At 64.5% G+C, this 20,716-nt stretch carries 20 protein-coding genes and 1 tRNA gene; 9 read left to right on the top strand and 12 right to left on the bottom strand.

Annotated elements, in window-relative coordinates; translation table 11 throughout:
• Positions 1–202 precede the first annotated feature (202 nt).
• Positions 203–2,002: a translation elongation factor 4 gene (lepA, locus tag HYN69_RS12640; RefSeq protein ID WP_108436057.1), complete on the top strand. Its 1,800-nt coding sequence runs from the start codon at positions 203–205 to the stop codon at positions 2,000–2,002.
• 43 nt (positions 2,003–2,045) lie between these two features.
• The gene (locus tag HYN69_RS12635; protein ID WP_159082460.1) at positions 2,046–3,509 is read left to right on the top strand and encodes a P-loop ATPase, Sll1717 family; all 1,464 of its coding nucleotides are present in this window, start codon (positions 2,046–2,048) and stop codon (positions 3,507–3,509) included.
• 85 nt (positions 3,510–3,594) lie between these two features.
• Here HYN69_RS12635 and HYN69_RS12630 read toward each other — a convergent pair whose 3' ends face one another.
• Entirely contained in the window at positions 3,595–3,732 is a 138-nt protein-coding gene (locus HYN69_RS12630) for an entericidin EcnAB (protein WP_108436055.1), read from the bottom strand.
• A gap of 145 nt (positions 3,733–3,877) precedes the next feature.
• On the opposite strand from HYN69_RS12630, the gene HYN69_RS12625 reads away from it, so the two are divergent.
• Positions 3,878–4,168 (top strand): HdeA/HdeB family chaperone, encoded by a 291-nt coding sequence (locus tag HYN69_RS12625; RefSeq protein WP_159082459.1) that lies wholly within the window; start codon positions 3,878–3,880, stop codon positions 4,166–4,168.
• Positions 4,169–4,234: 66 nt separating this feature from the next.
• On the opposite strand, the gene HYN69_RS12620 is transcribed toward HYN69_RS12625, so the two are convergent.
• Both HYN69_RS12620 and uvrB read right to left on the bottom strand, forming a co-directional pair.
• Positions 4,235–4,423, bottom strand: coding sequence for a hypothetical protein (locus HYN69_RS12620; protein WP_108436053.1), 189 nt, complete (start codon positions 4,421–4,423; stop codon positions 4,235–4,237).
• 10 nt (positions 4,424–4,433) lie between these two features.
• On the bottom strand, positions 4,434–6,614 hold the full coding sequence (gene uvrB / locus HYN69_RS12615) for an excinuclease ABC subunit UvrB (protein ID WP_108436052.1): 2,181 nt from the start codon (positions 6,612–6,614) through the stop codon (positions 4,434–4,436).
• 327 nt (positions 6,615–6,941) lie between these two features.
• Between uvrB and HYN69_RS12610 the strand changes: the two genes are divergently transcribed.
• The 3 genes from HYN69_RS12610 (at position 6,942) to HYN69_RS12600 (ending at position 7,832) form a co-directional block, all read left to right on the top strand.
• Positions 6,942–7,253, top strand: a complete 312-nt coding sequence (locus HYN69_RS12610) for an ETC complex I subunit (protein ID WP_108436051.1) — start codon at positions 6,942–6,944, stop codon at positions 7,251–7,253.
• On the top strand, positions 7,253–7,714 hold the full coding sequence (locus HYN69_RS12605; protein ID WP_108436050.1) for a GNAT family N-acetyltransferase: 462 nt from the start codon (positions 7,253–7,255) through the stop codon (positions 7,712–7,714). Before HYN69_RS12610 ends, HYN69_RS12605 begins: the two co-directional genes overlap by 1 nt.
• A 41-nt stretch (positions 7,715–7,755) precedes the next feature.
• Positions 7,756–7,832: transfer RNA gene (locus tag HYN69_RS12600), tRNA-Arg, on the top strand.
• A 6-nt stretch (positions 7,833–7,838) separates the two neighbouring features.
• Here the strand turns inward: HYN69_RS12600 and HYN69_RS12595 are convergent.
• The 9 genes from HYN69_RS12595 to HYN69_RS12555 all read right to left on the bottom strand — a co-directional run bounded on the left by HYN69_RS12595 (position 7,839) and on the right by HYN69_RS12555 (position 15,851).
• The gene (locus HYN69_RS12595; protein ID WP_108436049.1) at positions 7,839–8,840 is read right to left on the bottom strand and encodes a GNAT family N-acetyltransferase; all 1,002 of its coding nucleotides are present in this window, start codon (positions 8,838–8,840) and stop codon (positions 7,839–7,841) included.
• 124 nt (positions 8,841–8,964) lie between these two features.
• Positions 8,965–10,203 carry a mandelate racemase/muconate lactonizing enzyme family protein gene (locus HYN69_RS12590; RefSeq protein ID WP_108436048.1) on the bottom strand — a complete coding sequence of 413 codons (1,239 nt, stop codon included), beginning with the start codon at positions 10,201–10,203 and terminating at the stop codon, positions 8,965–8,967.
• Positions 10,204–10,329: 126 nt separating this feature from the next.
• Positions 10,330–11,544 (bottom strand): TCR/Tet family MFS transporter, encoded by a 1,215-nt coding sequence (locus tag HYN69_RS12585; RefSeq protein ID WP_108436047.1) that lies wholly within the window; start codon positions 11,542–11,544, stop codon positions 10,330–10,332.
• Between the two features lie 9 nt (positions 11,545–11,553).
• The gene (locus HYN69_RS12580) at positions 11,554–12,282 is read right to left on the bottom strand and encodes an alpha/beta fold hydrolase (RefSeq protein ID WP_108436046.1); all 729 of its coding nucleotides are present in this window, start codon (positions 12,280–12,282) and stop codon (positions 11,554–11,556) included.
• Positions 12,275–13,063, bottom strand: coding sequence for a 3-oxoadipate enol-lactonase (pcaD, locus tag HYN69_RS12575; RefSeq protein ID WP_108436045.1), 789 nt, complete (start codon positions 13,061–13,063; stop codon positions 12,275–12,277). The genes HYN69_RS12580 and pcaD overlap by 8 nt, the downstream gene beginning before the upstream one ends.
• Positions 13,064–13,118: 55 nt before the next feature.
• Positions 13,119–14,087: a threonine ammonia-lyase gene (locus HYN69_RS12570; protein ID WP_108436044.1), complete on the bottom strand. Its 969-nt coding sequence runs from the start codon at positions 14,085–14,087 to the stop codon at positions 13,119–13,121.
• Positions 14,084–14,353: a hypothetical protein gene (locus tag HYN69_RS12565; protein WP_108436043.1), complete on the bottom strand. Its 270-nt coding sequence runs from the start codon at positions 14,351–14,353 to the stop codon at positions 14,084–14,086. Before HYN69_RS12565 ends, HYN69_RS12570 begins: the two co-directional genes overlap by 4 nt.
• Complete coding sequence (locus HYN69_RS12560; protein WP_108436042.1) at positions 14,350–15,177, bottom strand: alpha/beta fold hydrolase; 828 nt, start codon at positions 15,175–15,177, stop codon at positions 14,350–14,352. Before HYN69_RS12560 ends, HYN69_RS12565 begins: the two co-directional genes overlap by 4 nt.
• The gene (locus HYN69_RS12555) at positions 15,174–15,851 is read right to left on the bottom strand and encodes a haloacid dehalogenase type II (RefSeq protein WP_108436041.1); all 678 of its coding nucleotides are present in this window, start codon (positions 15,849–15,851) and stop codon (positions 15,174–15,176) included. The genes HYN69_RS12560 and HYN69_RS12555 overlap by 4 nt, the downstream gene beginning before the upstream one ends.
• 123 nt (positions 15,852–15,974) lie before the next feature.
• Here HYN69_RS12555 and HYN69_RS12550 point away from each other — a divergent pair, with 123 nt between their 5' ends.
• The 3 genes from HYN69_RS12550 to HYN69_RS12540 all read left to right on the top strand — a co-directional run bounded on the left by HYN69_RS12550 (position 15,975) and on the right by HYN69_RS12540 (position 20,714).
• Positions 15,975–17,753, top strand: a complete 1,779-nt coding sequence (locus tag HYN69_RS12550) for an ABC transporter transmembrane domain-containing protein (protein ID WP_174213622.1) — start codon at positions 15,975–15,977, stop codon at positions 17,751–17,753.
• A gap of 163 nt (positions 17,754–17,916) precedes the next feature.
• Positions 17,917–19,800, top strand: a complete 1,884-nt coding sequence (locus HYN69_RS12545; RefSeq protein WP_108436040.1) for an acyl-CoA synthetase — start codon at positions 17,917–17,919, stop codon at positions 19,798–19,800.
• Positions 19,801–20,021: 221 nt separating this feature from the next.
• Positions 20,022–20,714, top strand: a complete 693-nt coding sequence (locus HYN69_RS12540) for a phosphatidylserine decarboxylase (RefSeq protein WP_108436039.1) — start codon at positions 20,022–20,024, stop codon at positions 20,712–20,714.
• Positions 20,715–20,716: the final 2 nt, after the last annotated feature.

Raw genomic sequence — 20,716 nt, 5'->3', positions numbered from 1 at the left:
GGGCGGGGGAACCGAGTATTTGGACAAGGGTGAAAGAGCGGGTCGGGCTGCGTGACAGGTGCTTGGGCGGGCGCTTCGCGGGGGCGCGGACGGGGGCGCGGACGGGGGGCGGCGGGCCTTGCGCGGGATTTGTGGCACAGGGCGGCGCGGCGCTTGTCGCGCCCCCTTCCCGACCCTTGGGTTACAGGCTATATGCGCGGCCATGACCCAGCTTGACCTCATCCGCAATTTCTCGATCGTGGCCCATATCGACCACGGGAAATCCACCCTTGCCGACCGTCTGATCCAGATGACGGGGACGGTGGCCGCACGGGACATGAAGGCCCAGATGCTGGACAGCATGGATATCGAGCGCGAGCGCGGTATCACGATCAAGGCCAACACGGTGCGGATCGAATATCCGGCCAAGGATGGCAAGACCTATATCCTGAACCTGATCGACACCCCCGGCCATGTGGATTTCGCCTATGAGGTGAGCCGGTCGATGCGCGCGGTCGAGGGGTCTTTGCTGGTGGTTGACGCCAGCCAAGGTGTCGAGGCGCAGACGCTGGCCAACGTCTATCAGGCGCTGGATGCGGGGCACGAGATCGTGCCGGTGCTGAACAAGATCGACCTGCCCGCCGCCGAACCGGAACGGGTCAAGCAGCAGATCGAGGATGTGATCGGGCTTGACGCATCGAATGCCATCAACATCTCGGCCAAGTCGGGCCTTGGCATTCCCGATGTGCTGGAAGCCATCGTCACCCGCCTGCCCGCGCCCAAGGGCGACCGCAATGCGCCCCTGAAGGCGATGCTGGTCGACAGCTGGTACGATGCCTATCTGGGCGTGGTCGTCATGATCCGTGTGATCGACGGCACGATCCGCAAGGGCGACCGCATCAAGATGATGCAGACCAATGCGGTTTACGGCGTCGACAAACTGGCCGTGCTGAAGCCGCAGATGGTGGATATCGACGAGCTTGGGCCGGGCGAGATCGGGATCTGGACCGGATCGATCAAGCAGGTGCGCGACACCCGCGTGGGCGATACGATCACGTCGGAAAAGAAGGGCTGCGAGACGCCGCTGCCGGGGTTCAAACCCGCGCAGCCTGTGGTGTTCTGTGGGTTGTTCCCGGTCGATGCCGCCGATTTCGAAGACCTGCGCGATGCGATCGAGAAGCTGCAACTGAACGACGCGAGTTTCAGTTCGGAGATGGAGACGAGTGCCGCGCTGGGCTTTGGCTTCCGCTGCGGGTTTCTGGGGCTGTTGCACCTTGAAGTCATCCGTGACCGGTTGGAGCGGGAATACGACCTCGACCTGATCACGACCGCGCCTTCGGTGGTGTTCCGCCTGCATATGAAGGATGGCGAGGTGCGCGAATTGCACAACCCCGCCGACATGCCCGACCTGACCTATATCGACCACATCACCGAGCCGCGCATCAAGGCGACGATCATGGTGCCGGACGAATATCTGGGCGATATCCTCAAGCTGTGTCAGGACCGGCGCGGCATCCAGCTGGACCTGAGCTATGCGGGGAACCGCGCGATGGTGGTTTACGACCTTCCGCTGGCCGAGGTGGTGTTCGACTTTTACGACCGGCTGAAATCGGTGACCAAGGGCTATGCTTCGTTCGACTATTCGATCAGCGAGTATCGCGAGGATTTTCTGGTCAAGATGTCGATCCTTGTGAACGAGGAACCGGTCGACGCGCTGTCGATGATGGTCCACCGCGACCGCGCCGAGGCGCGGGGGCGGGCGATGGTGGAAAAGCTGAAAGAGCTGATCCCGCGCCACATGTTCAAGATCCCGATCCAGGCCGCCATCGGCAGCCGCGTGATCGCCCGCGAGACCTTGTCGGCGATGCGGAAAGACGTGACCGCCAAGTGCTATGGCGGCGACGCGACGCGTAAGCGCAAGCTGCTGGACAAGCAGAAGGCCGGCAAGAAGAAGATGCGCCAGTTCGGCAAGGTGGAGATTCCGCAGGAGGCGTTCATCTCGGCGTTGAAGATGGACACGTAGAGGTTTAAGTTCCCACCAACTTTGTAAGTGAGTGGGGACCACGATGCTATCTGATCATTATTTTGGTGACGTGGAAGCCATTGACGAGGGGCGGAACCACTCCGAATATTTTGACTCGACCTTCATAGCGCCCTCATCGCTTGCCTTAAGCTCGCTTAACAACAGAAACAAGTACATAGTTGTAGGACGGAAGGGGTCTGGTAAGACGGCAGTCCAGTTCCATCTTGCGCGCGAAGTTGAGCGGAGAGGATACTTACACCACTTCTTTTCATTCTATAATGACCTGACCCCTCAGGATCTTAATAGTGCTGCTTCGACGCAAAAGATTGATTTAGTTCAAGTTTCCAATCCCAAGAATTTGTTCTTGAATTACGATTTTAGACTAGTTTGGGAGCGAACGTTCTTTGTAAAACTGGCGGAGGTACTGTCTGGCGCGGGACTTAAGTCAGCATTTACGAGTTTCGCAATCGGCGAACGGTCAAGGCTTTCGGGCCTGTTCGATGGTATTTTGAAGACAGCTTCGGTCAAAATCAGTGCAGAGTACGTCGGTATTGCGGCAGAGGTGGGATTTGATTTCTCAAAAATGAGCAATGACGAGGTTTCCCTGTCCCAATACTGCGCTGTATTGCGGGAATTGTTCAAGCGCCATCATACCGTCGAAAGGGCTTTCTTGTTCGTCGATGAACTTGTTTTTTCAAAGGTTGACAAAAAAGCCGATGAGATTCGGGTGCGTGCCGCGATGGTCAGAGACATTTTTCGAGTGGCGCGAGATCTCAATAACTTTTTTCACCAAAACGACCTTGATTTTCATATCATTACAAGTGTTCGCCCTGAAATAAGAGACTTGATCTGCGAATCGGACGCTGAAATTAACAAGATATTCGACGGCAAGAGTGTCCTCCTTAGTTGGGATATGGGCCTTGAGTCAGACAGTCTCTTGTTCAGACTTTTTAAGCAAAAAGTGATACATTCGCGCCAGCGACTGGCTCCATTGAGCTTCTCAGATTTCGTAGATCAAAGTATATCCTTCGGCAAGCGAAGCTATTCTTTAGAGGAATTCATCAGAATTAATACGTGGAGCCGTCCTCGCGACGTCGTGCAGTTGTTAAATGCGATATCGTTTAAAAGCCCGAACGCAGAAAGAATCGGGGTAAACCAAGTTAAGCAGGCACTCAACGAATTTAGTCGCCGATCTTTTGTCGAAGTTACCGAAGAAATTAGCGTCCGGCATGGATCCCTAGTTGCAGCCACGTTAAGGGCCAGTATTAAAAAGCCTCGATATACGTATTTTGATGAATTTAAGCGCGAGGTGCTAAACGCATTTGCGTCTAAACCCGAAATAGACAGAGAACTTTTATTGGACGACCTGTTTCAATTCGGAGTAATAGGGAACTGGAACAAGCAAGATAGTCGCTTCTATTGGGCGCATCGAGGCGAAGAATTTTTTGACAAGACACAGGGAGTAGCAATCCACGAAGGATTATGGAATTATTTTAATATTAGATGATCCCTGAAAGGGAAGGTTCGCCGAATTTCTATTTTATCCATGACTGAATTGCAGTGCGCGCCGAAGCGCGCACCTTGGTGTCACCTCACATCCCCTGCTGCGTCTCGACGCTTTCGGTCTGGATGACTTCTCCGGTCGTTTCCACGTCGCGGCCGAGGCCTTGCATGGTTTCGCAGGCGGTGAGGAACATCAGGGTGGCGAGGGTCAGGGTCAGGCGGGTCATGGGGCGCTCCGTTGGTTGGGGTCGGGGGTGCAACGCGGGGCGGGGCGGGTGGTTCCTCTGGCGCGGGGCTTTGCGAAAGCGGATGGACGGGCGGGCGGTGCGTGCTAGGGTTCGGCCTGTTTTGACCCCTATTTCGGAGTGTGTGATGGGCAAGATGTTTCTGATGGCGTCGGTTCTGGCGCTGGGTGCGGGCGGGGCGGTTCAGGCGGGCACGTTCGATGTCAGCAAGGTGACCTGCGGTGAATTGACCGCGCTGCCCGAGGACCAGATGAACAAGCTGCTGTTCTGGATGGACGGCTATATGGGCGGTGCCGCCGAGGACGTGACTTACGACGACGAGCGGTTGCAGCAGAATATGGATGCGGCGCTGTCGGCCTGTGGCGGAACGCCCGATGCGACGGTGATGGAATTGCTCGACAAGGCCGAGAACGGCTGAGGCGCTTTGCGGCGGCGGGGTGACCTGCCGCCGCGTTGCGGGACTGCTGCGCGGTGTCGGGCGGTGTCAGTCCGGTTTCTTGTAAAGCAGGATGTAGCCTGCGTAGGCCCCCGCCCCGCCGAAGATTGCGGCCCAGCCGGGGTTGCCCCAGTAGAGTTCGAGCGCACCCCATGCCAGCGGGAAGAGCGTGGTGGTCCAGCGGACCCATGCCTTGCGGAACATCGGGTGGTTGGCGTCGAGAAACTGTTTCGTCATATGCTACCTTTCAACGTCCACGCCGTTTGGTGCCGCCGCGCTGGCCGGCGCGGCCTGCGGTCGAGCGGCCCGAGGATTTGACCGCCGCTTCGGCGGCTTCTTCCACCACCGATTGCCGCGCCATAGGGTCGTCGGAAATGGTGAGTTCGACGGCTTCGAGGCGCTTCACCTCATCCCGCAGGCGGGCGGCTTCCTCGAATTCGAGATTTTCGGCGGCTTTGCGCATTTGCAGGCGCAGCGCGTCGAGATGGGCCGAGAGGTTCTGGCCAACCATGGGTTTGTCGACGCGGGCCGTGACGCGGGCCATATCGGTATCGCCGTTCCACAGGCCCGAGAGCACGTCTTCGACGTTCTTGCGGATCGTGGTGGGGGTGATGCCGTGGAGCGTGTTATAGGCGATCTGCTTTTCGCGGCGGCGGTTGGTTTCGGCCATGGCGCGTTCCATGCTGCCGGTGATGCGGTCGGCATACATGATGACGCGGCCTTCGCTATTGCGGGCGGCGCGGCCGATGGTCTGGATGAGCGAGGTTTCCGAGCGCAGGAAGCCTTCCTTGTCGGCATCCAGAATGGCCACGAGGCCGCATTCGGGGATGTCGAGCCCTTCGCGCAGCAGGTTGATGCCCACCAGAACGTCGAAGGCGCCAAGGCGCAGGTCGCGCAGGATTTCGATGCGTTCGATGGTGTCGATATCCGAGTGCATGTAGCGGATGCGGATGCCCTGTTCGTGGAAATATTCGGTCAGGTCTTCGGCCATGCGTTTGGTGAGCGTGGTGACAAGGACGCGCAGCCCACGGGCGGCGACGCGGCGGATTTCTTCCAAGAGGTCATCGACCTGCATGTCGACGGGGCGGATTTCGACCTGCGGGTCGATCAGGCCGGTGGGGCGGATCACCTGTTCGGTGAACACGCCGCCGGTCTGTTCCAGCTCCCACGCCGCGGGGGTGGCTGACACGAAGACCGATTGCGGGCGCATGGCGTCCCATTCCTCGAACTTCAGCGGGCGGTTGTCCATGCAGGAGGGCAGGCGGAAGCCGTGTTCGGCAAGGGTCATCTTGCGCCGGAAGTCGCCCTTGTACATGCCGCCGATCTGCGGGACGGACACGTGGGATTCGTCGGCAAAGACAATGGCATTGTCGGGGATGAATTCGAAAAGCGTCGGCGGCGGCTCGCCGGGGGAGCGGCCGGTGAGGTAGCGCGAGTAGTTCTCGATGCCGTTGCAGACGCCGGTGGCTTCGAGCATTTCGAGGTCGAATTGCGTGCGCTGTTCGAGCCGTTGCGCTTCGAGCAGTTTGCCTTCGCCGGTGAGTTGCTTGAGGCGGTGGAAAAGCTCGTCTTTGATGCCCTTTATCGCTTGCGCCATGGTCGGGCGTGGCGTGACGTAGTGGCTGTTGGCGTAGATGCGGATCTGTTTGAAATCATCGGATTTGGCACCGGTCAGCGGGTCGAATTCGACGATGGATTCGAGTTCGTCGCCAAAGAAGGAAAAGCGCCATGCGCGGTCCTCCAAGTGGGCGGGCCAGACTTCGAGGCTGTCGCCGCGCACGCGGAAGCTGCCACGGGCAAAGGCGGCGTCGTTGCGGCGGTATTGCTGGGCGACAAGCTCGGCCATCATCTGGCGCTGGTCGTAGTTTTGCCCGACGATCAGGTCTTGCGTCATGGCCGAGTAGGTTTCGACCGAGCCGATACCGTAGATGCAGGAGACGGAGGCCACGATGATTACATCGTCGCGTTCCAGCAGGGCGCGAGTGGCCGAGTGGCGCATCCGGTCGATCTGCTCGTTGATCTGGGATTCTTTTTCTATGTAGGTGTCCGAGCGCGGCACGTAAGCCTCGGGCTGGTAGTAGTCGTAGTAGGAGACGAAGTATTCGACGGCGTTGTCGGGGAAGAAGCCTTTGAATTCGCCGTATAGCTGGGCCGCCAGCGTCTTGTTCGGCGCGAGGATGATCGCGGGACGCTGGGTTTCTTCGATGATCTTGGCCATGGTGAAGGTCTTGCCGGTGCCGGTGGCCCCCAGAAGCACCTGATCGCGTTCGCCCGACCGCACACCGGCCGAAAGCTCGGCAATCGCGGTGGGCTGGTCGCCCGCCGGTTCGAAGCTGGAGGCGAGCACGAAGGCGCGGCCGCCTTCCAGTTTGGGGCGGGTCAGAACCTCGGGGCGTTCGCTGACGGCGTTGATGTTGTTGTGGGGCATGATTCCCTCCAGCCGCCTAATTTGGGGTGTTTTAACCCTGCTGCAAGGCGCAACTGGCATGTGGGGCAGGGGGCACGGAAGGGCGTTTTTGCGACGGCTACAATTTTAGGAAAATGTTTTGTGGAATGCTGCATCTTGGGGTTGTGCATCGCTTCGTCTCGCGGCATGGTGCAAGGGCAAGCAGCAAGCTGCCGGTTGGTCGCACCACACACCCCACCCACACTCCCCGTGGCCAACCGGCAGTCCCTACCCCGGGATGAACCTGCCGCTTGCACATTTCCCCCGTTTTCGGCCATAACGGCGCGGACAATCGTAAGGACCGATCCCATGCGCGCACGCATCTTTCAACCTGCCAAGACCGCCATGCAATCGGGCACGGCCAAGGCCAAGGGATGGGTGCTGGAATTCGCGCCGGCGACCGAACGGGGGGTCGATCCGCTGATGGGCTGGACCTCGTCGGACGATACGCAGGCGCAGGTGCGGTTGCGCTTTGACACGCGCGAGGCGGCGGAAGCCTATGCCAATGCGCGCGGTATCGAGTATGAGGTGACCGAGCCGAAGGCCCGCAAGCCGGTGATCCGTCCGCGCGGCTATGGCGAGAATTTCGCGACCGACCGCAAGGGTGTCTGGACGCATTGATGCTGACGATCACGCAGGAAAGCCCGCTCGGGGCCGACCTCGGGCTTTTGTTCGCCCGCCACACCGCCGATATGCACGCCGATACGCCGCCCGAAAGCATTCATATGATGGATGCGGGCAAGCTGGCGTCGCCGCATATCCGGTTCTTCGTGATACGCGATGGCGGGGTGCCGGTGGGGATGGGGGCGTTCAAGCGGATCGACGATAGCCATGCCGAGATCAAGTCGATGCATGTGCTGGCCGAGAATCGGGGGCGCGGGCTGTCCAAGAGGATGCTCGACCACTTGCTGGCCGAGGCGCGGGTGGACGGGTTTTCGCGGCTGAGTTTGGAAACGGGTGTGCAGCCGACCTTTGTGGCCGCGCGGGCGCTTTATGCCAAGGCGGGGTTTGTCGAATGTGGGCCGTTCGAGGGCTATGTGCCGGACCCAAACAGCGTGTTCCTGACGCTGCGGCTACGGTGACGGCTTGCAGGATCGGGGCGCTTGCCCCAAAACAGGCGAACGGTTCCGTAGCTCAGCTGGATAGAGCAGCCGCCTTCTAAGCGGCGGGTCGGGGGTTCGAGTCCCTCCGGAATCGCCATTGCCTTCAGGTCAGGCGCCGCAGGCGCGACGGGATGCGCGTGGCGATGCGGCTGGCGAGGGTTTGGCGTTTGGCTATGTAGCGCGGATGCACCGTGCCGCCGAAGCCGGTGAAGAAGACGCGGTTGCCGCGCGTGAGCAGGCCGTCGAAGTCGAAGATCAGGCCGCGTGCGGCGGCGTGGCGTATCGCCTGCCAGAGCAGAAGTCCGGTCGCGCCGTTTTCGGCGCCGCGGTCGCGCATGGACAAGAGGTAGTAGCAGGCGGTCGCGTCCCAGATGCAGAAGATGGCGGCGCTGATCGCGCCCTGCGGTGTCAGGGCGGCGAGAATGCGGCCCCGGTCGTGCGACAGGGCGGCGGCGGTGACACGGGCGATATCGGCTGCGCGGTAGTAGGAGGGTGCGCCGCTGGCATTGGCGTTGGCGGTGTAGAATGCGGCGAAATCGGTGGGTGAAAGGCTGTCGGTCACGCTGTAGCGATCTTCGGCGCGGCGGATCGTGTTGCGGGTCTTGTCGCGCATGGCGGACCACAGGGACTCGGGCCGGTCGGGTGCGATTTCATAGGTGAACTGGACGAAGGTTTGGAAGCCCGCTTCGGAAAAGGCCATGATGTCGGGCAGACCGCGGTGCATGCGTTGGGTGAAATGGCCGTGCGGGGGAAGGGCGGCGATCAGGTCGCGGATGATCTGGTCACGGCGCAGGGCGCGGTTGGTTGGCGCGCCATTGCCTGCATCGATGGCGGGGCCGAGGAAGTGGCAGTAATCGGGCATGGTCAGCGCAGCACCGCCCAAGCGGGACGGGCGCAAGAGGTAGGGCAGGCGGCCTGTGATGCGGCCGTTGGTGGTTGCCGTGACCTCGTGCCAGCCGTTCGGGGCGGCGGCGTCGAGCCACCAGGGTTCGTGAAAGACGGTAGGGTGAAGCGGGTCGGGTGTGCCCGCATCGCGCCGGGCGGGTTTTTCCTTCGCCACGGGGGGGGGCACGCGTTCGGGGTCGGGCAATGGCACGGGGGGCATATGTTCGGTCCTGCGGAAAAGCCCGCAGGGGGCCGTCGCATGCCAAACAGCGGGGCGGGGCGGATGTTCCGCAAGAACCGCCCCGCCGGGTGACGGGAATTTCCCGTCAGTCGCGCTTGGCCCGTCAGTCGCGCTTTGACGGGGCGCCGCCTTCGAAGCGGTTGCCGTTGGAATAGTCGCAGGGCGCTTCCTGCATTTGCAGATGCAGGCCGGTTCCGGTGAAGGGGTGGGCGCGGGCGAGGTCTTCGTCGAAGTCGATCCCGAGGCCCGGGGCATCGGGGGGCAGGATATAGCCGCCCTCCCATTTGATCGTGTTCTTGATCAGTTGCAGGTGGAAGGCGCCGCCGGTTTCGATGGTTTCCGCGATCAGCAGGTTGGGGATCGAGGCCGCGAGATGCACGTTGGCCGCCCATTCTACGGGGCCTGCGTAAAGATGCGGGGCCATTTCGGCGTTGTAGATTTCGGCGATGGCGGCGATTTTCTTGGCCTCCCATATGCCGCCCACGCGACCGAGCGCGGGTTGCAGGATTTTCACCCCGCCATGGCGGAGCAGCGCGCCGAATTCGTATTTGGTGGTGAGGCGTTCGCCCGTTGCGAGGGGGACGCGGACGGATTTGGCCACTTCGGCGAATTCAAGCAGGTTGTCCGGCGGGATCGGTTCTTCGTACCAGAGCGGGTTGTAGGGTTCGAGCGCCATGCCCATGCGGATGGCACCCGGCGTGGTGAACTGGCCGTGGGTGCCGAAGAGGAGGTCGACGCGGTCGCCCACAGCTTCGCGGATCGCCTTGCAGAAGGCGACCGAGCGGGTGATGTCGGACATGGCGGGTTCGTGGCCGCCCCTTATGGTGTAGGGGCCTGCGGGGTCGAATTTTACGGCCGTGAAGCCGAGGTCGGCAAAGCGCAGGGCGGCGCTTGCGGCGGCATCGGGGTCGACCCAGAATTCGGCCGATTCCTGTCCCGGTTCGGGGTAGAGGTAGGTGTAGCTGCGGATGCGGTCGTTCATCTTGCCGCCCAGAAGCGCCCAGACGGGGCGGTTGCGGGCTTTGCCAAGGATATCCCAGCAAGCGATTTCAAGGCCGGAGAAGGCGCCCATCACGGTGGGGTCGGGGCGTTGGGTGAAGCCTGACGAATAGGCGCGGCGGAACATCCATTCGATGTTTTCGGGCGACTGGCCCTGCATGTGGCGTTCGAAGACGTCCTCGATCACCGCTTTCATCGCCTTTGGGCCGACGGTCGAGGCGTAGCATTCGCCGTAGCCTGTGATGCCGTTGTCGGTGGTGAGTTTGGTGAAGATCCAGTAGCGCCCGCCCCAGCCCGGATAGGGGGGGGCCACGACGAAGATTTCGAGGTCTTTGAGCTTCATGGTAGGGCCCTTTTTGCTGCGGCAGGTTTTGCGGCAGGCGCCGGGGGGCTGTCTGCCCCCCGGACCCCCCGAGGATATTTGAACCAAGGAGAAGCTAGGGGGCGGTGCGCGGCGGGGCGCAGCGGTTTACGACGCGGGCGTGACGCTTTTGGGTGTCGTGACGTGGAGGATGAGGCAAAGCACCATCAGCGCCGAGGCGACGAGGAAGGGCGCGCCGGGGGCGAAGACGGGAGCGCCGGGGGCGGTGAAGGCCGAAAAGACCGAGGTCATCACGAGGGGGGCGGTGATCATGGCGATGGCGTTGAGCGAGGAGAGCACGCCCTGCAGCTCGCCCTGCGCGTCGGCGCTGACGCTGCGGCTGGCCAGCGCCTGCAGGGCGGGGGTGACGACGCCGCCGAGCGCGGTGATCGGGGTCAGGATCAGGGCGGCTGCGCCGTGGGTGACGAGGCCGAGGCCTGCGAGCGTGGTGATGTCGACCCACATGCCATAATGCGCGGCGCGGTGTTCGCCGAAGCGGCGGATCAGCGGGCCGACGAGCAGGGCTTGACCCACGGCGAAGGAGACGCCGTAGACGGCGAGCGAGATGCCGATCATCCGGCTGTCCCAGCCGAAGCGGGCCTGGCCGTAATAGGCCCAGATCGCCGGATAGACGTTCATCGCGATGCCGAGGATCAGGAAAGTGAGAAGGATGCGGCGCAGGGCAGGCAGGCGCGACACGGCGCGGAGTGCGCCGAGCGGGTTGGCGCGGGCCAGCGAGAAGGGGCGGCGGGTCGCATCGGTCACGGTTTCGGGCAGCACGAAGAACCCGAGCGCGAGGTTGGCGAAGGCGAGGGCGGCTGCGGCGTAGAAGGGTGCGTGCAGGTGGATGGTGGACAAAAGGCCGCCGAGCAGCGGGCCTGCGACAAAGCCGATGCCGAAGCAGGCGCCGATCAGGCCGAAGCGGCGGCCGCGCTCCTCGGGCGGGGTGATGTCGGCGATATAGGCGGTGGCGGTGGCATAGGTTGCCGCAGCGATGCCCGCGACGACGCGGCCGAGCAGGAGCAGCCAGATCGTGGGGGCCATGGCGAGGACGAGGTAGTCGACACCCATGATCAGGAGCGAGACGAGCAGGATCGGGCGGCGTCCGTAGCGGTCGGACGCGGCACCGATGATCGGGCCGAAGAGGAACTGCATCACGGCATAGGAGGTGGAGAGGATGCCGCCCCAGATCGCCGCCTGGCTGAGGTCGCCATGGGTGACGCTTTGGATCAGGTCGGGCATGACCGGAAAGATCAGGCCGATGCCGATGGCATCGAGGGTGACGGTGATCAGGATGAAGGTCAGCGCGAGGCGGTTTTGCATGGGCAGGGTTTATCCGCTTCGGGCGGGGCGCGCGAGGGTGCTTGCCGCGATTTCCGACAGGCGTTGCGCGAGGGCTGCGGGGGCGGAAAGGAAGGGGGAGTGGCCGGTGGGAAGATCGGTCAGGGGGATGCCTGCGGCCATGGTGGTCTGGTAGGCGGGGGGGATGGTGCGGTCGGCGGTGCAGCGGATGTAGTGGCGGGGCAGGCTTGCGGCCTTGGCCGTGGAGGGGAGCGCGGTTTCCTGCGGGGCTGTGGGTTGGGGGGTGAGACTTGCGAGGGCCATGGCGGCGATGTCGGGCGGGCAGTCGTGGTAGAAGCGGTCGGCGGCGATTGCGGGATCGAAGGTGAAGGATTGGCGGTCGGGTGTCAGGCGGAAGGCGCCTTTCAGCGGCTGCGAGGGGCCGGCGCGGCGCATGTCGGCAAGGGTCTGGTGGGGGTGGGGGACGTAGGCGGCGAGGTAGACGAGGGCTGCGATATGGGTGGGGTCACGCTCGGCGGCGGCGGTGATGGGGAAGCCTGCGGCGGAGTGGCCGACGAGGATGGTTTGGCCGGCCATGGCGTTCAGGATGGCGGTGGCGCAGGCGTCGAGGGTGGCTTGGTGCGCGGGGGTGGGGTCGGCCCCGCAGCCCGGCAGGTCGATGGCGCGGGCGTGGTGGCCGAGGGCTTTCAGGGCGGCGATGGTAGCGCCCCAGCACCATGCGCCGTGGGCGGTGCCGTGGATCAGCAGGAAGTCAGACATGGCCGATGTCCGACAGGAACTGCCCGATGAGGGCGGCGTATTCGGCGGGCTTCTCGACGGGGGGGATGTGGCCCGTGCCGCGCATCAGCGCAAAGCGGTGGCCGGGGATGAGGTCGGCGGTTTCTCGCATCAGGTCGGGCGGGGTCGAGGCGTCATTTGCGGCGGCGATGCACAGTGTGGGCAGGCGCAGGGTGGCGGTGGTCTGGTAGAAATCGCTGCCCGCGATGGCGGCGGCGCAGCCTGCCCAGCCTTGGGGGTTGGTTTGCAGCAGGTGGGCGCGCAGGCGGGGCATGGCGGGGTGGGTGCGCCAGGTGCGGCCGAGCCAGCGTTCGAGCGTCGGGTCGGCGATGGCGGCCATGCCTTTGGTCGTGACGGTGGCGATGCGGTCGGCCCAGTGTTCGGGGCGGCCGATCTTGGCGGCGGTGTTGGACAGGATCAGCGCGCGCACGAGGTCCAGGCGCTTGACGGCAAGGCCCTGGGCGATGAGGCCGCCGATGGAGAGGCCGAGGACGGCTGCGTCTTTCAGCCCGAAATGGTCGATCGCGCGTTCGGTGTCGCGGATCAGGGCACCCATGGCGTAGGGCGGGGCGGGGCAGTCGGAGGCTCCGTGACCGCGCATGTCGAGGGTGAGGATTTTCAGGGATTCGGGCAGGAGGGGGATCAGGTCGTCCCAGATCGAAAGGTCGGTGCCGAGGGCGTGCAAAAGGACCAGCGGCGCGCCGTTTGCCGGGCCGGTGAGTTGCGCGTTCAGGCGGAGGTCGGGGAGGTAGATGTGGGGCATTGGGCGGGTTTCGGTGGGGTTGGAGGCTATGGGCGGCCGGAATGTCGGATTTGTGCTAGGCGGCGAAGCGGGTGAGGGCGGTCTGGAAGGTGGCCGGATCGACGTTACCGCCCGAGGCTGTGACGATGACTGTATCGGGAAGGTCGGGGTTGAAAAGGGCGGCGGCCAGCGCCACGGCTCCGCCCGGTTCGAGCACGATGCGGAGGTGTGTGAAGGCGAGCGCCATGGCGTGCAGGGCCTGATCGTCGGTGACGGTGAGGCCTGCGCCTGCGAGGCGGGCAAGGACGGGCAGGGTCAGGGTGCCGGGCGTGGGGGTCAGGATAGCGTCGCAGATCGAGCCGGTGGCGGTGGCGTTGGACTGATGGGTGCCGGTGGCCAGCGAACGCGCCATGTCGTCGAAGCCTGCGGGTTCGGCGGTCTGGACGCGGAAACCCGCGTGGGGTTCGAGGGCGAGGGCGATGCCGGTCGCAAGGCCGCCGCCGCCGCAGCAGGCGATGACGGCGGCTTCGGTGATGTTCAGGTCGGCGGCTTGGGCGGCGATCTCGACGCCGATGGTGCCTTGGCCTGCGATCACCTGCGGGTCGTCGTAGGGGCGGATGAGGTGCAGGCCGCGTTCGGCGGTGAGGGCCGCGCCGAGCGCGTCGCGGCTTTCGGTGGTGCGGTCGTAAAGGATCACCTCGGCCCCGTAGGAGCGGGTGTTGTCGATTTTCACGGCGGGGGCGTCGGAGGGCATGAGGATCACGGAGGGAATGCCGTGGCGCTGCGCGGCGAGGGCTATGCCCTGAGCATGGTTGCCCGAGGAAAAGGCGAGCACCCCCTTGGCGCGCCGGTCGGCGGGCAGGGCCGAGACTGCGGACCATGCGCCGCGGAACTTGAACGAACCTGTCAGTTGCAGGCATTCGGCTTTGACGAGGATACGGCGTTTTGCGGTGGCGTCGAGCAGGGGGGCGTTGAGAAGGGGCGTAAGGCGGGCGTGACCTGAAAGGCGGGTCGCGGCAGCTTGGATGAGGGAGAGGGTGGTCATGGGGCGCTGGCTTTCCGGTAGGCGTGGGTCGTGATCAGGCTTCGGGGTCCGTCCGGGGCGGCGGCGCTGTCCGGCAGGGGGGCGGTGATCCCGACGGGGTGGCGGCGCAGGTTTCGTTGGTTGGCGGGCCGGGCCGGAAGGGCAGAGCCTACGATGATGCGGCTTGTTGCGGTGGCGTCGAGGCGCGGGGTGTTCGGATGCGGGGTCGGGTGGGCGTGATGTCGCGGGCGGGTCGTGGCGGCTTGGATCAGCGCAAGCGCGGTCATGGCGTGCAGGCTTTCAGGAAGGCATGGATCGCGGTCAGGCTTTCGGCTTCGTCGAGGAACGGGATGTGGGCGCGGTCGGGGACGGAAGCGAAGATCATGTCGGGGCGGCGGCGCTGCATTTCGGCGGTGGTTTCGGGCGAGAGAAGGTCGGAGTTCGCGCCCCGGATCAGGGCGAGGGGGAGGCCCGCGCAGGCATCGAACAGGGGCCACAGGTCTGCGGGCGCGGCATTGAGGCCGGAAAGGAAGGCATCGCGCAGCGCGGGGTCGTAGGTGACGCGCAGGCCTTGGGGGGGTTCGGTGTAGTGGAGCCGGGCTTCGGCCAGCCAGCGGCTGTGCGGGACATTGGCGAAGCCGGGCATCCATTCGGGGTAGGCTGTTGCCAGCGCGGTGTGGGTTTTCGGGGCGGGGTTGCGGCCGATGTATTCGCCGATGCGGACCAGCCCTTCGCGGTCGATGACCGGGCCGATGTCGTTGAGGCAGAGGCCGATCAGGCGTGCCTTGGCAGTGGCGGCGAGGGCCATGCCGATCAGCCCGCCGCGCGAGGTGCCGAGGATCGCGGCCTTGGGGATTTGCAGGTGGTCGAGGAGGGCGATCGCGTCGGCGGCTTCCTGCGGGATGGTGTAGGTGGCGGCCCCCGTCCATTGGCTTTGGCCGCGGCCGCGGTAATCCATGCGGATGAGGCGAAGGGGCGGCAAGTGGGGGGCGAGGTAGTCGAAATCGCCCATCGTGCGGGTGAGGCCGGACAGGCACAGGAGGGGGAGGCCTTCGCCTTGGTCGGAATAGGCGAGGCGCGTGCCGTCGGGGGTGTGGAAGAAGTCGGTCATTGCAAAAGCCGTGCGAGGTGGGTGAGGTCGGGGATGCTGTGGACCGGCGTTTGTGCAAGACGGTCGACGGGATCGTTCGCGCGGTTGACCCATGCGGTCCAGAGGCCGAAATGGGCGGCGCCTGCTATGTCCCATCCGTTCGACGATACGAAGAGGGTTTGGGCGGGTTTCGCGCCGAGGTGGCGTTCGACCAGCGCGTAGACCTGATGGGCGGGTTTGTAGAGGCGCAGGGGGTCGACCGAGAGGATCGCGTTGAACGCATCGGCGAGTCCTGCGGCCTTTGTCGCGGCGTCCAGCATCGCGGGCGTGCCGTTCGACAGGATCGCGAGGCGGTAGCCCGAGGCTTTGAGGTTGGCCAGAACCTCGGGCACTTCGGGGAAGGTGTTCAATTCTTCGTATAGCGAAAGGAGCCTTGCGCGCAGAGCGGGGTCGCGCAGGTTGTGGGCATCGAGCGCCCAGTCGAGCGATTGCGCCGTGACGGTGGCGAAATCGGCATAGGTTCCGGTCATGGTGCGGAGCCAAGTGTATTCGAGCTGTTTTCGCCGCCAATCGGCAGCCAGACGGGGCCAAGCCTGCGCCAAAGCCTCGCCCCCCGCTTCCGTTGCGGCGCGGCGGGCGGCGGATGTGATGTCGAAAAGCGTGCCATAGGCGTCGAAGACGAGCGTGGTGATCATGGGGGCCTCCGCCGGCCATGGTGGCACATGGGGGGGCTGCGGGGTAGGGGGCGCGACAAAGCCTGCGCTTGCCCGTGCGCGTGGCGGTGCTAAACCCTGCGGGCGCAGTGGACAGGAAAAAGTATGGCCCGCAACGACACGATCATCGACAGGCCCGCCTCGAAGAAGGTGGGGGCGCTGCGGGGGCTGATGCCTTTCCTGCGGCCTTATCGCGCAATGACGGTGCTTGCCTCGGTCGCGCTGGTGGTAACGGCGGGGATGAGCCTGACCTTGCCGCTTGCGGTGCGTCGGGTGGTGGACGGGTTCAATCAGGATGTCGGGCTGCTCGACCAGTATTTCGGCGCGGCGCTGGTGATCGCGGCGCTTTTGGCGATCGGCACGGGAGTGCGGTATTACTTTGTCACCCGTCTGGGCGAACGGGTGGTGGCCGATATCCGTCGGGCGCTGTTCGACCGTGTGATGGGGATGTCTCCGGCGTTTTATGAACGCTTGCTGACGGGCGAGGTGTTGAGCCGGATCACCACGGACACGACGCTGATCCTGTCGTTGATCGGGTCTTCGGTTTCGGTCGCCTTGCGTAACGTGCTGATGCTGGTGGGGGGGCTGGTGCTGCTGATGCTGACCTCGGCCAAGTTGACGGGGCTGGTGTTGCTGATCGTGCCGGCCATCGTGGTGCCGATCGTGGTGCTGGGGCGGCGGTTGCGGGTGCTGAGCCGCGAGAATCAGGATTGGATCGCGGCGTCGAGCGGGTCTGCATCCGAGGCGCTGTCGGCGGTGCAGACGGTGCAGGCCTTTACGCATGAGGGGCAGACGCGGGCGGCTTTTGCGGAAGTGACGGAGAAGGCCTACCGGTCGGCGCAGACGCGGGTGAAGGTGCGGTCGCTGATGACGGTGATCGTGATCTTCCTGACCTTTACCGGGATCGTGGGCGTGCTGTGGATCGGCGCGCGCGATGTGCGTGCGGGCGAGATGACGCCGGGCGAATTGGTGCAGTTCGTCATCTATGCCGTTCTGGTGGCGGGGGCCGTGGGGGCGCTGTCGGAGATTTGGGGCGAGGTGCAGCGGGCCGCGGGGGCGACCGAGCGGTTGGTCGAGATGCTGGCGACCGATGACACGGTGAACGATCCGGCGGCGCCGAAGCTGCTTGCGCGGCCCGTGCGGGGCGAGATCGTGTTCGACGATGTGACCTTCCGGTATCCGGCGCGGCCAGAGGTTTCGGCGTTGATGGGCGTTTCGCTGGTGGTGCGCCCCGGCGAGACGGTGGCGCTGGTCGGGCCTTCGGGGGCCGGCAAGACCACGATCTTGCAGCTTTTGATGCGGTTTTACGATCCGCAATCGGGGGCGGTGCGGTTTGACGGGATCGACCTGCGCGACATGGAGCGGGCCGATTTCCGCCGTGCCATCGCGCTGGTGCCGCAAGATCCGGTGATCTTTGCCGCTTCGGCCCGCGAGAACATCCGCTTCGGGCGGCCCGATGCCACCGATGCCGAGGTGGAAGCGGCGGCAAAGGCGGCGGCGGCGCATGATTTTCTGGCAGCCCTGCCGCAGGGCTATGACACCTGGCTGGGCGAGCGTGGTGTGATGCTGTCGGGCGGGCAAAAGCAGCGGGTGGCGATTGCGCGGGCGATCCTGCGCGATGCCAAGGTGCTGCTGCTGGACGAGGCGACGAGCGCGCTCGATGCCGAAAGCGAGCGGGCGGTGCAGGCGGCGGTGGAAAGCCTGTCGGAAGGGCGCACAACGCTGGTCGTGGCGCACAGGCTGGCTACGGTGAAGCGGGCGGACCGGATCGTGGTGTTCGATCACGGGCGGATCGTGGCGGTTGGCACGCATGACGCGCTGGTGGCCGAGGGCGGGCTTTATGCGCGGTTGGCGCGGTTGCAGTTCACTGACGGGCAGGCGTAGCGGCGGGCAGGCGTAAGGGCGGGCTGACGGCGTGGCGGGCTGACGGCGGGGCGGGCTGACGCTGCGTCCCGCTTTTGGCGCGGTCTTGCAGGGCGCTTTGTTTGTCCCCATGTTCGCAGCGGCACCTGCGGGAACACGCGGGGCCGGTATGGGAGGGGACACCATGGGACTTTTCGCCAATCTGGCGGATCTGAAGGCGATCGAGGGTGAAATGCCGTGGGAAGACCGCGACATGCCACGGTCGATGCACAGCTTTCTGCGCCGCGCGCGCGATGCCCACGGGGCGCGGCCCGCGATCAGTTACCAGCTTTTGTCCGGCCCGAAGGACAAGGCGATGACCCTGACATGGGACGCGCTTTTTGCCCGGTCGACGCAGGCGGCGAACCTGTTCCGCAGCCTTGGCGTGGCCGAAGGGGATGTGGTCGCCTATGTGCTGCCCAATTGCCTCGAGACGGCTGTCGTGCTGCTGGGCGGCGCGATGGCGGGGATCGTGAACCCGATCAACCCGCTTCTGGAGGCCGAACAGATCAGCGCCATCCTGCGCGAGACCAAGGCCAAGGTCGTGGTCACGCTGAAGGCCTTTCCCAAGACCGACATCGCGCAGAAGGTTGCGGAATCGGTGCGCCATGCGCCGGGGGTCACGGTCGTGCTGGAAGTGGACCTCGTGCCCTATCTCGCGCCGCCGAAGGCGTGGATCGTGCCGCTGGTGCGGCCGAAGAACCCCGTACACCACACGGCCGTCATCAAGGATTTTGCCCGCGAGGCGGCGGCGCAGCGGGCGGATGCGCTGGATTTCGTCGATGGTCAGGCCGACCGCGTTGCCGCCTATTTCCACACCGGCGGCACCACGGGGATGCCCAAGGTGGCGCAGCACAAGGTTTCGGGGATGGTCTATAACGGCTGGCTCGGGGCGCGGCTGTTGTTCCGCGAGACGGATGTGGTGATGTGCCCCTTGCCGCTGTTTCACGTCTTTGCGGCCTATCCGATTTTGATGTCGATGATCGCGTCGGGGGCGCATGTGGTGTTTCCGACGCCTGCGGGCTATCGCGGTGCGGGGGTGATGGACAACCTGTGGAAGCTGGTCGAGCGGTGGAAATGCACCTATCTGATCACCGTTCCGACAGCGCTTGCCGCCTTGGTGCAGCGCCCGATCAACGCGGATATCTCGACGCTGAAGAACGCCTTTTCCGGATCGGCGGCGATGCCGGTCGAGGTGTATTCGCGCTTTCTCAAGGCCACGGGGATCGAGACGGTCGAAGGCTACGGGCTGACCGAATGCACCTGTCTGGTGGCGGTGAACCCGCCGGGCGGGACCAAGAAGATCGGGTCGGTCGGCTTGCCCTTTCCCCATACCCATGTACGCATCTTGCAAAAGGCGGCTGACGGGTTCCGCGAATGTGCGGTGGACGAGGTCGGCGAGATCTGTGTCGCGGGGCCCGGGGTGTTCGAGGGGTCGACCTATACCGAGGTCGACAAGAACCGCGATCTGTTCGCTGAAGGGCGCTTTTTGCGGACCGGCGATCTGGGGCGGCTGGACGCCGAGGGCTATCTGTTCATCACGGGCCGCGCCAAGGACCTGATCATTCGCGGCGGTCATAACATCGACCCCGCCACGATCGAGGAGGCGCTTTTGAAGCACGAGGCGGTGGCGATGGTCGGCGCGATCGGCCAGCCCGACGCCCATGCCGGAGAGCTGCCTTGCGCCTATGTCGAACTGGTGGCGGGGCGCGATGTGCCCGCGGCAGAATTGCTGGCCTTTGCCCAAGGTCACATCACCGAACGCGCCGCCGTGCCGAAACATGTCGAGGTGCTGGCCGAATTGCCCAAGACTGCGGTGGGCAAGGTGTTCAAGCCCGACTTGCGCCGCCGTGCCATCACCCGCGTCTATGACGAGGCTTTGGCCGAGGCGGGTCTGACGGCCCGCGTGGCGGCGGTGGTCGAGGACAAGAAGCGTGGTCTGGTGGCGCAGGTGTCGTGCCCGCCGCCCGAGGAAGGCCGCTTGCAGGCGGTTCTGGGGCAGTTCGCCGGAGGCTGGGAGCGGGTCTAGCGCGACCAAACCGCAGGCGGGGCTTGGTCTTGCGGTTTAGGTGGACGGGCGGGGCGGTCGGATAGGGTGGTCGGGCGGGGTAGTTTGGTCTATCTGGGGCGGTGACGGGCGTGGCGGGCGGAACGGGTTCCGGCGGTGACGCTTTCTTGTGATGAAGCGTCGTTTGCGGTTGTCCGAACGGGTGCCTGCGGCTACGACGCCCTGAACCGAGGTGATGCCTGATGACGATGCTCGAGACTTTTATCAAACCCATGCACCGCGAGGGGTATCCCTTTGTCGCGGCTTTCGCGGTGGTGGCGCTGTTGCTGATGTGGCTCTGGGAGCCGCTTGGCTGGGTCGGGGTGGGGCTGACGGTCTGGTGCTATTATTTCTTCCGCGATCCCAAGCGCGCGGTGCCGCTGAATGCGGGGCTGATGGTGTCGCCAGCCGATGGTGTGGTGTCCCTGATCGAGCGGGCGGTGCCGCCGCCGGAGCTGGGCATGGCGCCTGAGGCGCTGATGCGCGTTTCGGTGTTCATGTCGGTGTTCAACTGCCATGTGAACCGCGCGCCGATTGCCGGAAAGGTGGCGGAAATCGCCTATCGTCCGGGCAAGTTCTTCAATGCGGCGATGGACAAGGCGTCTATCGACAACGAACGCAATTCGCTGCGGATCGACATGGCGGACGGGCGGTCTATCGCCGTGGTGCAGATCGCGGGGCTGGTGGCGCGGCGGATCGTGTGTTTCGCGGCCAAGGGGCAGGACCTGCGGACCGGCGAGCGGTTCGGGCTGATCCGTTTCGGGTCGCGGCTGGACATCTATCTGCCGGACGGCGTGGAGCCGCAGGTGGCGCTGGGCCAGAATTGCGTGGCGGGCGAGACGGTGATTGCCGTTCTGGGGCAGGCGGCACCCCAGCGCATGGCGCGGATGGAGTAAGC

The sequence above is a fragment of the Gemmobacter aquarius genome, assembly GCF_003060865.1.
GTDB classification, from domain to species: Bacteria; Pseudomonadota; Alphaproteobacteria; order Rhodobacterales; family Rhodobacteraceae; genus Paragemmobacter; species Paragemmobacter aquarius.
This window is presented reverse-complemented; position numbering and strand designations above follow the sequence as displayed.

Coding starts and splice junctions, on each gene's coding strand:
- HYN69_RS12620 (WP_108436053.1), bottom strand. CDS start 4,423: ATGACGAAACAGTTTCTCGACGCCAACCACCCGATGTTCCGCAAGGCA.
- HYN69_RS12545 (WP_108436040.1), top strand. CDS start 17,917: ATGGGACTTTTCGCCAATCTGGCGGATCTGAAGGCGATCGAGGGTGAA.
- HYN69_RS12580 (WP_108436046.1), bottom strand. CDS start 12,282: ATGTCTGACTTCCTGCTGATCCACGGCACCGCCCACGGCGCATGGTGC.
- HYN69_RS12570 (WP_108436044.1), bottom strand. CDS start 14,087: ATGACCACCCTCTCCCTCATCCAAGCTGCCGCGACCCGCCTTTCAGGT.
- uvrB (WP_108436052.1), bottom strand. CDS start 6,614: ATGCCCCACAACAACATCAACGCCGTCAGCGAACGCCCCGAGGTTCTG.
- HYN69_RS12590 (WP_108436048.1), bottom strand. CDS start 10,203: ATGAAGCTCAAAGACCTCGAAATCTTCGTCGTGGCCCCCCCCTATCCG.
- HYN69_RS12610 (WP_108436051.1), top strand. CDS start 6,942: ATGCGCGCACGCATCTTTCAACCTGCCAAGACCGCCATGCAATCGGGC.
- HYN69_RS12630 (WP_108436055.1), bottom strand. CDS start 3,732: ATGACCCGCCTGACCCTGACCCTCGCCACCCTGATGTTCCTCACCGCC.
- HYN69_RS12635 (WP_159082460.1), top strand. CDS start 2,046: ATGCTATCTGATCATTATTTTGGTGACGTGGAAGCCATTGACGAGGGG.
- pcaD (WP_108436045.1), bottom strand. CDS start 13,063: ATGCCCCACATCTACCTCCCCGACCTCCGCCTGAACGCGCAACTCACC.
- HYN69_RS12555 (WP_108436041.1), bottom strand. CDS start 15,851: ATGATCACCACGCTCGTCTTCGACGCCTATGGCACGCTTTTCGACATC.
- HYN69_RS12560 (WP_108436042.1), bottom strand. CDS start 15,177: ATGACCGACTTCTTCCACACCCCCGACGGCACGCGCCTCGCCTATTCC.
- HYN69_RS12595 (WP_108436049.1), bottom strand. CDS start 8,840: ATGCCCCCCGTGCCATTGCCCGACCCCGAACGCGTGCCCCCCCCCGTG.
- HYN69_RS12540 (WP_108436039.1), top strand. CDS start 20,022: ATGACGATGCTCGAGACTTTTATCAAACCCATGCACCGCGAGGGGTAT.
- HYN69_RS12585 (WP_108436047.1), bottom strand. CDS start 11,544: ATGCAAAACCGCCTCGCGCTGACCTTCATCCTGATCACCGTCACCCTC.
- lepA (WP_108436057.1), top strand. CDS start 203: ATGACCCAGCTTGACCTCATCCGCAATTTCTCGATCGTGGCCCATATC.
- HYN69_RS12625 (WP_159082459.1), top strand. CDS start 3,878: ATGGGCAAGATGTTTCTGATGGCGTCGGTTCTGGCGCTGGGTGCGGGC.
- HYN69_RS12605 (WP_108436050.1), top strand. CDS start 7,253: ATGCTGACGATCACGCAGGAAAGCCCGCTCGGGGCCGACCTCGGGCTT.
- HYN69_RS12550 (WP_174213622.1), top strand. CDS start 15,975: ATGGCCCGCAACGACACGATCATCGACAGGCCCGCCTCGAAGAAGGTG.
- HYN69_RS12565 (WP_108436043.1), bottom strand. CDS start 14,353: ATGACCGCGCTTGCGCTGATCCAAGCCGCCACGACCCGCCCGCGACAT.